Source organism: Prauserella oleivorans, from assembly GCF_042685745.1.
Classification (GTDB): Bacteria; Actinomycetota; Actinomycetes; order Mycobacteriales; family Pseudonocardiaceae; genus Prauserella_A; species Prauserella_A oleivorans.
In genome coordinates this window covers 3,232,994-3,247,533 of the sequence record NZ_JBHUNT010000001.1, presented here as the reverse complement: position 1 = coordinate 3,247,533, position 14,540 = coordinate 3,232,994, and the positions used below count along the sequence as shown (strand labels likewise).

Below are 14,540 nucleotides of genomic sequence, written 5' to 3'. Positions count from 1 at the left end.
GATAGCCTGGTATTCCCAGCCGTTTGGCGCCTTCCATTCCCAGCACCGTCCGTTAATCATGGGCACACTGTGCATCGCCCTGTCCTCTCGTTCGTGTAAGCCCGCCAACCGCACGTACGGGACGTGCGGCTCCGTCGATCACGCGGGTTCTAGCGTGGTGAAGTCGACCGTTGCGCTTGCGCTGTAGACCTTTGCCCCGGGCTCGTTCTCGTCACGGTGGCGCTCCGCCGTGTCGTGGTCGTCGAACACCATGCTTTCCCGGGCGGCTGTGTCGTCCTCGCCGACCAGGTAAACGGTCAGCTCGCTACCCGTCGTCTCGTGGCCCTCCTCGTCGCCCTCGGCCAGGATGCGCGCGATGCGCGTGAGCTGGCCGGGTGTGATGCGCAGCCACTTGCTCTCACCGTTGTCGCTCGTGATCTTGAGCCGGTAGCTCTCCGACTCGCCGAGCTGGGCGACCTGCGCGGCGTAGTAGTCCATGCTCTGATCTCCTCTCGCGTGTTGCCTGCTCACTCAGCCGCGCCGCCGTCAGGCAGCTCCCCCGTGGTCTTTCGCTCGCGTGAGTCCGTCGTTGAATCCGGCGCGGAACAAGGCCTCGAAGGGCTTGCGCTGTTCGCCCGTGTGCTTGCTATCCGCCTCGTCGATCCACGCGGGCACATAGTTGGACCAAGGCGTATGCATATCGTGGTAGGGCGTGGCGTCGCTTGACTGTGTGGCCATACCGAGCCCGTAGCCCGCTACCCAGCCGATACGGTATGCCGCATCACGATCATTGCTCATTGCGTTCTCCCGTCTCCAGACACGCCGTTGCCTCCGTCGGCGTTCACGTGAGCCATGGCGCGTAGGTGTTCCAGCGCTTCGCGGGGGAGGCGCACGCCGTATCGGAGCTGCGCTTCCGCGAGCGTCCGTTGTGCACGTTCGGCTACCTGCCGTTCCTCGCACGTCATGTCGTGTTTCGCCATGGCGTCTCCTCCCTCTGGCTGTGATCGCGGCATCAGGCGGCCGCCGGAACCGAGGTCACCGGGACCGACGTCAGTGCCAAGAAGTCGAAAACCGCGAGTTGGCCGTGTGCATGCGCCAGCGTCAGGGCGTCGCCTAGTTCTGGCACGACAACGGACACGTCCAGGAACGCGGCGCCGCTTTCTGGATCTCGCCATCCACCGAACACACGGCCCGGCAATGCGAGCGTCGCCGCGTGTTCGTCGGCGTATCGTGCGAGATCGCTTGCCTGAACGATCCCGGGGAGTACGCGCTCACATTCGGGATGTACGGACACCGCGTACCCGCGTGTGACGTTCGCGCCCGTGGAAGGGATGATCGAAAAGCCGCCGTCGGGAACGCTCAATGCGCCCGCAAGTTGGTTGTATCGAATGGACACGTCGCACTGCATGTGGGCACACCTCTCCCCTGCGTTGAATTCCGATGACTTCATTTCGGTTTCTTTTGGCCCAGTGGTCACGGCCAACGCACGGATTAGCCGTGCGTCACCGAAACCCCTAGGACAAGCCCGGTAATGTTGCGTTTTCCTGCCAATAGTCAAAGGCCTCACGTATTGCCATGCTGCGGCGACGGGACCGGCAATATTGCAGCCACGCGAATGGCCAGCCGTCGGGCACGTGTCGGGGATTGCGACCAGCGCGGCGCATCGTGTCTAGGTAAGCCCACTCATAGCCGTGGGCGTTCGCGAACGAAATGGCCTCGCATTCTTTGCGGGGACCGGGATATTGGAAAGGATCGATGCACATATCGGCGAACCATTCCTTTCTGATTTTGGGCAGACTTCACCCGTGGGTCGAATTCCAATTCACGTGGAAATGCGGTATAGCTGACACTAAGGGCGAGCACACGTATTTGCGTGCTCACCCTTACTCACGCTCACTCGACGATTAGGCAGCGTCCGCCATTGCGTCCGCGCGGTGATAAATCGCCAGATTCACGGCGCGCTGATGACGGGTCGTCGTCACTGAATAGGTTTCGGTGGGCACAGTCCACCCCTGGCCGGGGATATGCCACGCTATGGGGGTTGCGTAGCTGTAGACGACATAGTCGATACCTGGGCCTACGCCGTGACCGTCGCGGTCGTGGCGAAAGCGCTTGACCCACGGCGCTGGGAGCCTGCCGGTACCCGTCGGGCGACGCGTGCCGCGTAGCGTGCCCGACGTGTTCGCGAACTCGTCGCCGTGCGCAAGGATTGCGCCCAGTTTCCACCAGCCATCGCTACGGTTGCGGAATATGGCGCACATAATCCCTCCCGTTTCTTAACCAGAGTTGACATGTCTTTGTCCCAACGGACACGGCACGGGCACGGTCGGCCGGTAGTGGCGAACCGTGTTCGCATGCTCTACCTGCCGACCGTGCCCGACCGTCTCACGTTGGTATGTGTCGCCTGCCGTACGTCGTCCTCGCACAACGCGCACCGGTGACGCGCTCTCGTTTGGTCTCATTACGGGTGATGAGATACCCGCGCTCGCCTGCCGTTCCCTGCCCCGCTTGTGACGGTTAGTCGCCTACCCGGTATATCGGGTGTCGGTATCTTCCGGCGAGTCTCATATTCGGGCGGGACGGGTTAGGACCGTCCGCTTGCGGCGGCTACTGCCGCCGCTATCCAGCGTTACCGCTGGGCCACTCTTTACCGACCATGCCTCTACCCCGTACCTACATCACCGGTTGTCCCCCTAGCGCTGCAAGCGTAGCGGCGATTTCGCTGGGCTACGCGTCGTCCGGATTGTCAATCCGCCCGATCTATCCACGCGCGCATGGCTTCTCAGCCATCGCGCTCGTGACGTCAATCGGCACTAGGGCACGCGGTGAGACGCTATCGGTCACGCACCATGACGGTCGGCACGTGCCATATCTCGCACATATTCACCACGAGGTTTCAGCATATTCGGCTATCAAAGATCGCGAGAAGCGGATCGTGTATTTATCGGGTGACTGGGCCTCCCCGGTCTCTCCCGTCTCCGTGTTCCGCTGTACTTATATACTCCCTCATTTTGTGCTTTATCGTCAACTATTATTGAGAGAGCGTTATCTGTTTGTGATTTTTTCGCCCTGGTTCGACCGATGGGTACAACCGGACGCGCACCTGACATTTGGACGATCGGATGTTATGTCCACTGTGGATATTTGCAAGGAAGAAGGGCAGCCTGGAGAGCGGGCCGATGAAACGACGTCCTTGGCCGGTCAGTTGGGTGGCTTGAAGCCTGGCTTCAGGTACGGCCTTCCAGATGCACGCACGTCATCTACCAGCAGTTTTACACCTTCCGACCGTCTCCACCGTCCCCCCTGCCCGCCTCTATCACCGCACCCATCCCGTACTGTTCACCTTCCTGTTTGCACTTAAGTTCGGGGTGTCGTTGGTAGGGTTCAGCGCTCCCCTGGCCTGCACTCTGGCTGTCGGCGTGCCTCTACTTGTCTAGGAGGTATGGCCATTCGTAAGGGGATTGGTAATGGGATCGGAAGGGAGATCGGCGCGCAGTCATATCGGTGGCAATGAGACCTAAAAGGGCATTGAAGCACGGCCATGGCATTCGTTGAGAAATGTCGCCAGCAATGTGATTGCGCTTCAATAGAGAACTTGATCGCGGAATAGCGACGCTATTATAGCGCAGTTCTTCCGCTATTCGCTTGACCGGGCGGTGGGTGCCGCTTTGCGTTTCGCGGCGGCTTGTGTTTGGGCCGGTTTCGCCGGTGGCTGGGGCTCGGCAGCGCGCTGGAGAGATTGCATGAGCGCGATAGTGTCGCGGGTGGGGCGTTCGTCGATCTCGTCGAGAGTGTCGGTGAGGAGTTTCTGGGTCCGGGGGATCGCGTCGGGTTGGCCGAGCCGGGCCAGGGTGCGAGCGATGTCGCGGTAGATGGCCTCGTTGTATTCGTCGAGTCCGCGGGCCAGTTCGAGGAGGGCGAGTTTGCGCTCGTCGCGGCCCTTGCCCTGGAGGCGGATCAGCGCGCTGATGGCGTCGAGGATCTCGCGGCGGAGGGCTTCGCGGGGTGCTTCGATCCATTCCGCGGTGATGTCGGCGCCCAGGGGGCCGTGATTGAGGTCGACGACGCGTTCGAGCGCCTGGTGTCGATGCGCTTCGTCGCTGGCGTCGCGGTAGCTGCGCAGGGCGTCACGGAGGTGCCAGAGGTCGACCGTGACGAGGTCGGGGTTGAGGGTGTAGTAGCCGTCGTGGACGACGATGAGGTCGTGCGGTGGGTCGTCGGTGGCGGCGCGGACGCCTTTGCGGAGTTGCGAGACGGTGACGTGGAAGGTGTTGCGTGGCCGTCGCCCGCGGGTGTCGGGCCAGATCGCCGCGGTCACGGCGTCGGAGCGCGCCCCGCCTGAATGCAGGGCAAGGTAGGTCAGGATTTCGCGCTGTTTCGGGGCGATGGCGTCGATCAGGTCCGTGGTGTCCTGACCGTTACACCAGTAGAGGTGGAGCCTGCCAAGCACGCACAGGGACACGCGCATGGCCGTCTCGTCTGAGCCCGGGTCGGTGGCGTTGCTAGCAGGTGCGCCGAGGGTGTGCGGGGCATGTTCGGCGTGTGGGTGTGCCGGACTTTCGGGCACGGTGACCTCGACCGTCGGCAGGGGTGCCGTCGGGGCGGGATCGGGCCGGGCAGAGTGCTCGGTGGCCGGGTCTGGTGGGTCGGCAAGGAATTCGAACTGGTCAGGGTCAGCCGCGCCGGTGCCGGAGGGTTCCTGGGTTCGGTCGGCAGTGCCGAGCAGGTCGAGGAGGTCTCGGGCGTCGGCGCTGGGCAGGGTGAACAGCCGGGTGCCGGCGAGCATGTCGATGAGGTTGTGGCTGGTGGTCTCCACGGTGCCGTCGGCGCGTAGCCAGACCGTCCCGCCGGGAGGCCATTCTCCGATGAGGACGGTGGCGAGGCCGAGTTCGGCGCCGTGCTCGAGGACGGCCTGCAGGCGTTGCTGGGCGTGAGCTTCCGGTGTCGCTACCAGCACTACCGTGCTTGGGGAACGGTCGGCTGCTGTCGGGCCGCCGGTCCGAGTGCGGGTCAGCAGCTCGGTTTCCAGCTCGTTGAGGGCGTGGTCGAGGCTGGCGACGATCCGCAGCCGGCTTGGGGAGTGTTCGACGGTGTCGTGCTCACCGAGCAGGCTCCTGATGTCGTCTGCGGGGATGACGACGCGGGCCGCGGTGGCGTCGGCGTTGGCGTTGGCTGCGAGCAGGTTCACGACCAGCGCCCGCGCCGCTGCTGCGGCTCCCGGTCCTGCCAGGCCGAGCCCGCGGGTGCGGGCCAAATCCACGGCGATCGCCTGCCCGTCCCGGATCCCGAGGACTGTGTCGTTACCGGCCGATAGGACTGCGGTGGCCGTGTCGTGCGCGCGGGCACGAGTGGCGGCCTCTGCTGGGACGGCGCCGGCGGGCGCCGACGAGAGCAGTTCACCATCCTGATCGCGCGGCAGGGTGGCCTGGTCGTGGGCGAGGCGTAGGGCGCGCACCACCGGCGCTACGGGGGTCTCGTCGCGTAGCCCGCTGCCCGGTCGGTAGGTACGACGCCGCCACAGGAGCACCGTCATGAGCGCCGCGGTGATCAGTGCCGCCAGGCCCAGCCCGACGAACGCGCCGGTGCCTACGCTGATGCCCGTTCCCGGATGCGGATCGGGTGCAGCACGAGGGTCGCTCTCCGGCACCGGCGATGTCGAGGCGGCGTCGCGGGACGGTTCGTGCGGGTCGCCGGGTTGACCGTGGTGATCGCCCTGCTGCTCCGTGGCGCCGGGGTCGACACGTTCGTTGTCGGCGCGTTTCTGCTCGTCCTGGGGTGTATTGGGGGTCGTGCGGTCGGGCGTGGTGGGGATGATCAGCATCCAGCCGGGCAGGATGAGGTTGGGGTCGAGCAGGGCGCGGCCGTCCGGTTGGGGGTGGCGGTAGTTAGCTGCGTACAACGCGGGCCAGTGGTCGGGGTCGCCGAGTTCGCGGGCGGCGATCGAGGACAAGGTGTCTCCGGGGTGGACCTCGACCGTGCGCTGCTCCACGCACGGTGCCGCGGACCGATCGGGCAGGTTGACGGCATCCGGGGGCATCGCTAGTTCCCAGCCCGGTTCCAGGACGTCGGCTCCGGCGGTGAGTCGAGGGCGGTTCAGTGCCACGATCTCGGGGTAGCGGCGGCCGTCGCCGAGGTGGGTTTCGGCCAGGCCCCACAGGGTGTCGCCGTGGACCACGGTGAGCCGGGGGCAGCGCGCGAGCCCGGTGGTGGGCTCGGGTGGCGGCTGCGCGGTGGTGGCCGTGGGTGCGGTGGGGAAACCGGCCTGCGGTAGTGCGTCCGGCCGCTGCGGCCCGGTGGCCACGACCGTGGCGGCTGGACCTGGTGCGGCATTGGCCGGGGTGGCAGCGCCGAGCAGGATCACCGAGGCGACCAGGCCGGCGATCCAGCGCCGCGCCGACACCGCCGGGAGACGGTGCACCGCCATGGTTCCCTGTCGTAGCTGGACGGCCAGCTCCGTGACGATCAGGTAGACCAGGACGAGCCAGGCCAGCCAGCCCGCGGCGAGCAGGAGGTCGAGCACGAGCTCGCCCGTCCGCCATGCCCACCGCAGTTCCGTCCACGCCCAGGACAGGAACTCCTCGGCGGGTGGCCAGGTCGTCGGCAGGAGGCTACGGGGGTCAGCTCCCAGCCCGAGTAGCGCCGCTGGATAGCCCACGGTCAGGCCGGCGAGAGTCCCGGCGGCGCTGACGGTCCGCAGCCCGCGCGCGAGGCGACGGCTGGTCATGGCTGGGCTCTCTCGTCCGTGCCGATGCCGAGCTCCGCGGTGGCGGTGCCGGTGGCGTGGTGGGTCGACTGGATGAGGCCGATCGCGGCCGGGGCGGCGATGGTGACGGTCACGCGGACGGTCCGCGGCCCGATGACGCTGACCTCACCGTTCTCCCCCGCCGCGGACAGATAGCTGTGTGCCGCCGCGACCGCCGCGGCCGGGTCGACGACAACGGTCGCGCCTCTGGTGTCGAGCGCGGTTTGCGCCGCGCGGGCCGCCTCCGCTGCGATCGCGTCAGCGCGGGCCGTGGCACGAAGTTGCCCAGCCCCGTCGACCACCAGGGCGAGCATGAACAGCAACGCCGGCACGAGGACGGCGATCAGCACACTGACCGTCCCCCGGTCGTCGCGACCGTGAGACGGTGTCGGCGTCGTGACGGGTGTCATGGGCTTGTCCGATAGGGATCGACGGGACTGGTGAACGAGCTGCTGACAACCGTGCTGCCAGGCAGCCCTGGGACGCCGGCCAGGTCGGCTAGCCCGACCTGGCAGCGCACCTCGACACGGGCGACGCCGGTCTGGCCCGGTGGCGGTGCGAAGCCTCCGGCATGGACCGACACCCTCGTGTCGGTGCACCGCAGGTGTCGTTCGCCGAGCACGGTGGTGGCCGCGTTCGTCGCCGCCGTGCTCGCCGCGCTGGCGCTCCGGGTGAGGGAGGCGGTGCGGGCGGCGGCGGTAGCCGCGTCGTCGACCGCTTGCTGGGCCGAGCTGATCCGCCCGGCGGCCACCACGAGCAGCCCTATCAGCAGGACCGCCGGGGCCAGGACGGCCAGCTCCACGCTGACCGAACCCGTGTCGTGGCCGCGCCGCCGAGATGAGGTCATGGTGCGCTTCCGGGGACGGTGAACCGTTCCTTCGCGGCCGTGGCGCGCATCGAGAAGCGGAACTGCACACCGGGGATCGGCAGGACCTTCTGCGCCGTGCCGGATACGCTGACCTGCACCGTCTCCGCGCTCACGACCGCAGCCGCCGCGGGATCGTCCACGACTCCCGCACCGGCACGGCGGGCGAACGACGACGCCGCATCCTGGGCGTCGGCGGTGCCAGCGCCGAGGACTCGACCAGTGTCCACACCGGATTGCGCGGCACCGGACAGGACGTTACGCGCGTGCCACAGTAGCCCCGCCTGCACGATGGTCAGGATCAGCAGCAGCGCCAGGGGGAACAGGATCGCCAATCCCACGGTCTCCGAACCGGTGTCCCGGAGACGTCGGTCGCGGGCTCGAGGCACGGCGCCCATGATCGTGTCCGCGTTACTGGAGCTGCGCGGTGTAGCGGGCGACGACAGCCTTGATCGCGGCCCCGAGCGCGACCGCTGTGGCCAGCACGATCGCGACGAGCACGGCCTTGGCCACGTTCTCCGACCCAGAGTCGCCGCTGGCCCTCGCGCGACGCCACCGATCCGCGAGCACGTCGGCGGTCGCGACCGACCACAGGATGAGCGCGGCCACGCCGCGACGCGTGAGGCTGCCGAGCTGGATGTTGGGGAAACTCATCGTGGTGCTCCTTGTTCCTATCTGGGTGTCTTCAGGTCGTGAACAGGCGGATGACGGCGGGATAGAGCACGAGCAGCAGGAAGCCGAGCAGCAGCAGCGTGACCGGCAGGGTGAGCCGCTGGCTGCGGGTGTTGGCCGCGGCCTTTTCCGTGGCGAGGGCCGCGCGGCGCAGCCCGGTGGCCTTGGCCGTCAGGGTCGCGTGGACGGCGGCGCCGTCGGCCGCGGTCGACGCGATGTCGGCCACGTCGGCGAGTTCGGGGCTGCTCATGCGGTCGGCGAGCCGGGTGAGGGCCTCCCACGGGAGGTGTCCAGCCCGCTGCGCGTGCGCGAGGGTGCCACGGATGCGGGTGAAGGCCCATCCGTCGAACACGTCCGCGGCCTCGCTCAGGGCTTGCGCGGCTGCGCGCCCGGCCATCCGTTCCTGGGCGACCAGGTCCAGGTAGGCGATCACGGCGGAGCGGAACTCCTCGCGCCGGGTCGCCGCATCATCGGCTACCGCCAGCGGGGGCACCATCGCCGCGGCGACCGCCCCGGCGAGCGCCGCGGGGACGCTCCAGCCGAGTGGAACGCCCAGCCCTGCGGCGGTTGCGAGCATCGCCAACGCGGCGCCGAATGCGGCACCGCCCACAGCCCACCGGGCACGCCGGGCCAGGTACCGGGCGGCGGTCACGTCGAGGACGGCGAGGTCGGCAGCCGGTATGCCCCACCACCGGTTCGAGGACCGCGCGGACCGTGCCGCCAGCCTGGCCAGGACCTGCTCGGCCCGCGACCGACGGGTCGCGCCCGCGGCGGTGTCGTCCTGCGAGAGTCTGGTCAGGGCGGCAGTCAGATGGATCGGTGCCGGTCGCGCCAGTGCCGCGACAACGCAGGCGACCGCCACGCCGACGGCAGCGCCCGGCACGATCGCCACCCACACCGCGGTCATGGATTCCTCACCCCGCTGGCACCGCTGTGGCTGGCGAATAGCCGGGCTCGCCGCTGGACCCGGGACAGCAGGTGCATCCACCAGCAGGCCAGTGCCATGATCCCAACGCTGGCGGCCATCACCAGCTGTCCCAGCAGGCCGGAGAACGGGGCGAGGAACTCGCCCGCCAGCACGACGAGCCCGGCCAGCACAGTGGCGGTGATCGTGATGATGATGCGCGTGTCGGTCCGGGGCTTCGCTCGGTCGGCCTCCACCTCCCGCCGGTCGCCCACCGCGGCGGCCAGGGCGTCGGCCTTGCCTTCCAGCACACCGACCAGGCCACGTCCACCGGCGCGAGCGCGCACGATCAACGCACCCACGACCTCATCGGCGGCCGGGTCGCCGACGTCGTCGGCGAACGACCGCAGCGCGGGCTCCAGCCCCCGGGTGCGGACCCGCACGGCGAGCGCGCGGACCTCGTCGGCCAGCGGGCTGGGTGCGGTGCGTGCCGCCGCCGCGATGGCCTGTTCCAGGCCGCCCGCGCCGGAGTTCAGCCGGTCCGCCACCCGCCGGACCCAGGCCGCGAGAGCGTCCAACTTGTCGATGACCGCGCGGGCATCGTCGCGGGCCAACAGCGGCGGCAGCGCCACGGCCCCGGCCGCCGCCGCGACGACGGCGACCGGCCAGCCGGTCAGCAAGCCCGCAGCCACGCCCGCCACCACCGCCCCGGCCGCACGGCGCCACATCCGGGAGTCCCGCGCTCGCCTCGCGCGCCGGATGCGCGGCCCGCGAGTGGGCGCTGTCACGCTGGCGACCGCGCACGCCACCGCCAGGCCGATCAGCAGCCCCGGGAGCAGGATCGCAAGGGTGCTCATCGTGGCGCCTCCGTCGGGTAGTCGGGTGGATCCTGCAGCCGCGCGGGAGCGAACCCCTGGTGCGCGAGCCGACCGGCGAGCGCCAGCGTGGGCGCGAACACCGGCAGCGCCGCGCCGGAACCCGCCCGCGAGAAGAGCCGGGTCGCATCGGGACGACCGGATTCCCCCACCGGACCGACTTCGAGGACCTCGGTGACATACCGCCGCCTGCGCTCTCGCCCGGACGCGTCAAGGTCGTCCACTTTGGTCAAGTGCACGATGAGGTCGATCGCCGAGGCCGTCCACGCGAACGCCGCCTCCGAGCTCAGAGGCGGGTGGGCCAGCATGCCCAGCGACGCGATGCGGTCGAAGACCGCCTCGGCGCTGCCGGCGTGCAGCGTGCACATGCCTCCGGCGGCGCCGTTGCCCAGCGCCCGCAGCATGGCCGCGACCTCGCCGGCGCGCACCTCGCCGACGATGACCCGGCGGGGTGAATGGCGCAGTGCCTGCTTCAGCAGGTCGTCCAGGGTGATCTCGCCGACGCCCTCGGCGTTGGGCTGCCGCGCCTCCAGCGGGGTGACCAGCGGACGATTGCCGTCGATGTGCAGGCCGAGCTCGTAGTCTTCTTCGACGGTGATCACATGCTCCGGGGTCGGGATCGCCGCGCACAGGGCGCGCAGCAGCGTGGTCTTGCCCGCGGCGGGGCCACCGGTGACGAGAATGTTGCAGCCGGCGCGCACTGCCGCGGCGAGGAAATCGGCCAGGATCTGCGTCAGGGTGCCGTTGCCGACGAGATCGGTCAGGCGGGTCCCGACGAGCCGGTGCCGGCGGATCGCGACCCGGGGCCGGTCGGTGACCTCGATGACTGCGTCCAGCCGTGCGCCCAGTGGCCCTCCGCCGGGCAGGCGCAGATTTGCGATGGGGTGCGCGGGGGAGAATTTCCGCGAGGTCTGGCCCAGCCGGGCGAACATCTCGGCCAGCATGTCGATGAGCGCGGCGTCGGAGTCGGCCACCGGATACGGCCAGCGCTCCAAGGTCCCGTCGTGGCGCTCCAGCCACACCACGTCGTGTCCGTGGATGTGGATGTTCTCCACGTCCGTGCGATCCAGCAGGTCGGCGATGACGCCGAGCCCGGACAGGGCGGCGCTCACCGCGCGCGCCAGCGCGCGCTCCGCGCTCACCGGCGGTGGAGCGAACCCCGCTTCGGCGCGGCGCCGTATCCAGCCGGCGACCTCCTCCAGCACCACTCGTTGGGTTCGTGCCTGCTCGTCTTGCTGCGAGGCCCGCGGGCCGTCAGGGTGTTCGAGCCGGGCGGCCACGGCCTCCCGGATCTCGCGCACCACCTGCGGATCCAGTGCCCCGCTGGCCCCATTGCCCGATAGGGGTGTGGACGCCTCGAAACGCTGCGCCCCGAGTGGCGAGCTCATGGCCGACCTCCCGTCACGATCGGCACTCGCGGGACAGGTGCGGAGGGCGGAGATGGCCGCAGGTTCAGCGTCCGATGCAGACGCAGCGCCGTGCGTCGCGCGGCACGCAGCAGCAGCGCGCGTGCCGCCGGTAGCCCGCCGTACTCGCCGTCGGAGAGGACGGCGGCGGCGCGCGGATCATGCGGCAGCTCCAGCCCCACCGCAAACCCCAAGGCGTTCCTCACGTCACGACTGCCCGCCGCGGTGGTGGCGCACACGGCCAATCCCAGCCGATCCGGCTCGAGCTGCCGGGCCAGCTCAGCCAGTGCTGGCCGTGCGGCGAGCACATGCCGAGCGTGCGGTCGCACCGCCAGCAGCACCAGGTCAGCGGCCTGGAGCAAGGCGTGCGGTGTGGCCGGGCTGTAGCGGCCAAGATCGACCAGCACATCCCGGGCCGGCCCGGTCGTGGTGAGTGCCTGCGCGAGCCGGTGCCAGCCCGCCGCGCCCACCGAGGCGTTCTGGGCGGGGCTCGCCAGTCCGGCGAGCAGCCGAATATGCGGTGCCACCGCTACCGGCTGCGCATGCCCATCGAGACTGCCGCAGCTGCCGCCGCGCTCATGCCGGGTCTCCGTGGCGAAACTCAGCACTCCCCGATCCGCGCGCAGCTGGCCCGCGAGCAGCCAGCGCCCGAGCCAGCCGGCCGCGAGGTCACCACCGGCCGGATCACAGTCGGCGAGCAGCACCTCGGTCGGCCACACCCACGCCAGCGCGGCTACCGCGGTGGTCACGCCCGGCGCGGCCTTCGCCGACATCAGCGCGATGACTGCCATGACACGCTCCTCACCTCAACCCTCGGGACCCACCAGGACGAACACGACGCGCCCCGCCGCGGCGATCGCCGCGCGCTCCTCCATCGCCGCCGCCACCACGACGTCCACGGTCACTGCGCCCTGCGCGTCGGGAGCGCCCACCCCGGTCACACGAGCCTGGAAACCCGCTTCCGACGTGGACACCTCGGCGCTGGAGGCGCCCGGCGATGTCTCGGCCACCGGGACCACCTCCACCAAGTCCCCGGCACGCAGCCCGCGCGCGGGCAACGCGCCCGGCTCACCGCGCAGCCCAACCACCAGCTCCCCCGGCCCCGGAACGGGCTGCTCGGCGAGGTACCCGGGTGCCAACACGCTGCCCGCCGGGAGCGCAGCCATCACCGTCTGCCCCACCACCCGGCTGCGCTCCGCCGCAGGAATCATCGGCACCGCGGCATCCGGGGTGAGCATCGCCGTGGTGAGATCCGCATCGGTCAGCCGCGCTCCCCACGCCACATCGCGCGCAGCGACCAGCACCTCGGCCCGCTCGTCCGCGGCAGCGATCACGAGATACCCACTCAACGCCCCGGCCGCGGCCAGCGCCACCGACAGCGCCAGCAGCCACCACCGGCGCCGCAGCGGCACCCGCGGAACCGCCTTTGCTGACAATGGTCCGCGCCCGGGCTCAGGCTCCGTTTCCCCGGGCGGAGCCGAAAATGACACAGGAGTACCCACTGAGGTATTCCTTTCCCTCAGAAATCGTTGTCCAGATTCAGTTACGAGCCGAGACAGGCCAACCTCAGCGTGAACGCAGCGACTGGGCCTCGGCTACCGCGAACCGCTCCGTGGCACGCGAAATCATGTCCGGCAGCTCACCTCCCTCGTCGGACGCGCCGGTCGAGCCCACCCAGCTCACCGACCAGGTGATCGCGTATTCCGCCGTCGTCACCCCGCCAGGCATGCCATACGACGAGCGCGCGTAGACCACCCCACAATCCGGGCTCGCCGCATGCATCCCGTACGCGCGGTCATACGGCGTCCCCGGCCCAGCGCAGGTCGTTGCCGCCAAACCCATCCCCGGATCGACCGTCAACCGTGTCGGGGTGGCCGTCACCTCGGCCCACACCGGGCCGACCTGCACCCGCTCCCGCTGCGGCCTCCACGCCGCGGGATCGGTCCACACCCAGGTGTGCTCGTTGACCAACGTCGCCGACCGGCCATCAGCCAGCCGCACGTTCGGCGACCTCCCCGGGACGGGCAACGGCAACGCCAGCTCCTCGCGTGCCCGTGCGGCCAATTCGGCTGGCGTGGGCAGGACCACCGCAGTACCGCCCGGCGCGCCGGGAATCCCCGTGCCCGTCACCCATCCCTGGGCCACGCCATCGCAGATCCGCCGGAAAGCCCGGCTCTCGTCGCCGCCTCGCGACCCGGCATACTGCGACCCGAACAGCGCGTGCAGCGCCTCGACGGCTCCCGGCCCCTCGGTTTCCGCCGCATCCCAGGTCAACGGCTCATACACGCAGACAGGACCCGAACGCGGCCGGTTCGCCGAACCACCGATCGTGCGCGAGGTGTCTGAGTTACTCGCGGACGAACTTCTCTGCGAGTAGGCCGCGTCCATCCGCACGCGGGGCTGCGCGATCTCGCCGAGTTGGTCCCCGGGCACCACGGTCACCTGGCCGGACTCATCCTGATCACCAGGGTCCGCAGCGACCGGCGACGCCAACAATGTAGCGAGCCCAGCCGCCGTTCCAGTTGCCGCTAGCAGCAGACCATGCCGCGGCCGCATCAGCACTCGCCTCCTGGGTAGCGGATCTCGGCCACCTTCCAGCGACCGTCGGCCGCATCGCGAACCATGCGCGCCGTGACAGGGTTTCGTGGGACACCAACCGTCTTCCTCTCCCCCGTTTTCATGTCGGCTTGCCCAGACCTCGACGCGTCCTGGCAATCGGTCACCGTGGCCCGATCACCATCGACTTCCACTTCCGTGATCCGCGAACTCACCGATCCGTATGTGGTGATTCCGCTGTTGCGGTTGAAGCGCATCGCCTGCAAGGTCCGAGTCAACTGGGGATCGACCGCGACCTCGCCCAGCTCCTTGTCCCACGTGGACTCTGGCCAGTCGCGGATCTGCGTATGCCGCGCCCAGAACGCGTCATACGCGACGACCACCGCCTCGTGCTCATCCTCGCCCGATGGTGCCGCCAGCGCAGACGTCGTGGGAGCGGTGACAGTGGCGCTGTCGTTGGCCTCGTCGACCGTGGACGCGGTCTCGCAACCAGCCACAAAGACTGCGACGACCGCCGTCGTCACAACCGCACCTATTCGCA

At 69.2% G+C, this 14,540-nt stretch carries 16 protein-coding genes; 1 reads left to right on the top strand and 15 read right to left on the bottom strand.

What is annotated here, in order from left to right:
* Positions 1-138 precede the first annotated feature (138 nt).
* Both ACFSZT_RS15925 and ACFSZT_RS15920 read right to left on the bottom strand, forming a co-directional pair.
* Positions 139-477 (bottom strand): hypothetical protein, encoded by a 339-nt coding sequence (locus ACFSZT_RS15925; RefSeq protein ID WP_377394647.1) that lies wholly within the window; start codon positions 475-477, stop codon positions 139-141.
* Between the two features lie 48 nt (positions 478-525).
* The gene (locus ACFSZT_RS15920) at positions 526-777 is read right to left on the bottom strand and encodes a hypothetical protein (protein ID WP_146771046.1); all 252 of its coding nucleotides are present in this window, start codon (positions 775-777) and stop codon (positions 526-528) included.
* A gap of 65 nt (positions 778-842) precedes the next feature.
* Between ACFSZT_RS15920 and ACFSZT_RS15915 the strand changes: the two genes are divergently transcribed.
* On the top strand, positions 843-983 hold the full coding sequence (locus tag ACFSZT_RS15915) for a hypothetical protein (RefSeq protein WP_377394645.1): 141 nt from the start codon (positions 843-845) through the stop codon (positions 981-983).
* Between the two features lie 8 nt (positions 984-991).
* Here ACFSZT_RS15915 and ACFSZT_RS15910 read toward each other — a convergent pair whose 3' ends face one another.
* From ACFSZT_RS15910 to ACFSZT_RS15850, 13 genes are all read right to left on the bottom strand, one after another.
* Positions 992-1,387: a hypothetical protein gene (locus ACFSZT_RS15910; protein WP_377394643.1), complete on the bottom strand. Its 396-nt coding sequence runs from the start codon at positions 1,385-1,387 to the stop codon at positions 992-994.
* Positions 1,388-3,616: 2,229 nt separating this feature from the next.
* Positions 3,617-6,703 (bottom strand): LysM peptidoglycan-binding domain-containing protein, encoded by a 3,087-nt coding sequence (locus ACFSZT_RS15905; RefSeq protein WP_377394641.1) that lies wholly within the window; start codon positions 6,701-6,703, stop codon positions 3,617-3,619.
* Entirely contained in the window at positions 6,700-7,071 is a 372-nt protein-coding gene (locus tag ACFSZT_RS15900; protein ID WP_245992694.1) for a hypothetical protein, read from the bottom strand. The genes ACFSZT_RS15905 and ACFSZT_RS15900 overlap by 4 nt, the downstream gene beginning before the upstream one ends.
* Before the next feature lie 56 nt (positions 7,072-7,127).
* Complete coding sequence (locus tag ACFSZT_RS15895; RefSeq protein WP_112282546.1) at positions 7,128-7,568, bottom strand: TadE family protein; 441 nt, start codon at positions 7,566-7,568, stop codon at positions 7,128-7,130.
* Positions 7,565-7,975, bottom strand: a complete 411-nt coding sequence (locus ACFSZT_RS15890) for a TadE/TadG family type IV pilus assembly protein (protein ID WP_377478290.1) — start codon at positions 7,973-7,975, stop codon at positions 7,565-7,567. Before ACFSZT_RS15890 ends, ACFSZT_RS15895 begins: the two co-directional genes overlap by 4 nt.
* A gap of 22 nt (positions 7,976-7,997) precedes the next feature.
* A complete protein-coding gene (locus tag ACFSZT_RS15885) occupies positions 7,998-8,240 on the bottom strand; it encodes a hypothetical protein (protein WP_112282544.1) in 243 nt (80 codons plus the stop codon).
* A gap of 31 nt (positions 8,241-8,271) precedes the next feature.
* The gene (locus tag ACFSZT_RS15880; RefSeq protein ID WP_112282543.1) at positions 8,272-9,165 is read right to left on the bottom strand and encodes a type II secretion system F family protein; all 894 of its coding nucleotides are present in this window, start codon (positions 9,163-9,165) and stop codon (positions 8,272-8,274) included.
* Positions 9,162-10,019 carry a type II secretion system F family protein gene (locus ACFSZT_RS15875; protein ID WP_377394636.1) on the bottom strand — a complete coding sequence of 286 codons (858 nt, stop codon included), beginning with the start codon at positions 10,017-10,019 and terminating at the stop codon, positions 9,162-9,164. Before ACFSZT_RS15875 ends, ACFSZT_RS15880 begins: the two co-directional genes overlap by 4 nt.
* Positions 10,016-11,425: a CpaF family protein gene (locus ACFSZT_RS15870; protein WP_377394635.1), complete on the bottom strand. Its 1,410-nt coding sequence runs from the start codon at positions 11,423-11,425 to the stop codon at positions 10,016-10,018. The genes ACFSZT_RS15875 and ACFSZT_RS15870 overlap by 4 nt, the downstream gene beginning before the upstream one ends.
* Positions 11,422-12,234 carry a hypothetical protein gene (locus ACFSZT_RS15865; protein ID WP_377394633.1) on the bottom strand — a complete coding sequence of 271 codons (813 nt, stop codon included), beginning with the start codon at positions 12,232-12,234 and terminating at the stop codon, positions 11,422-11,424. The genes ACFSZT_RS15870 and ACFSZT_RS15865 overlap by 4 nt, the downstream gene beginning before the upstream one ends.
* Positions 12,235-12,249: 15 nt before the next feature.
* Positions 12,250-12,855 carry an SAF domain-containing protein gene (locus ACFSZT_RS15860; RefSeq protein WP_377394631.1) on the bottom strand — a complete coding sequence of 202 codons (606 nt, stop codon included), beginning with the start codon at positions 12,853-12,855 and terminating at the stop codon, positions 12,250-12,252.
* A 154-nt stretch (positions 12,856-13,009) separates the two neighbouring features.
* Positions 13,010-13,885, bottom strand: a complete 876-nt coding sequence (locus ACFSZT_RS15855) for a hypothetical protein (protein WP_377394629.1) — start codon at positions 13,883-13,885, stop codon at positions 13,010-13,012.
* Positions 13,886-13,998: 113 nt separating this feature from the next.
* The gene (locus ACFSZT_RS15850; RefSeq protein ID WP_377394627.1) at positions 13,999-14,523 is read right to left on the bottom strand and encodes a hypothetical protein; all 525 of its coding nucleotides are present in this window, start codon (positions 14,521-14,523) and stop codon (positions 13,999-14,001) included.
* Between the last annotated feature and the right edge of the window lie 17 nt (positions 14,524-14,540).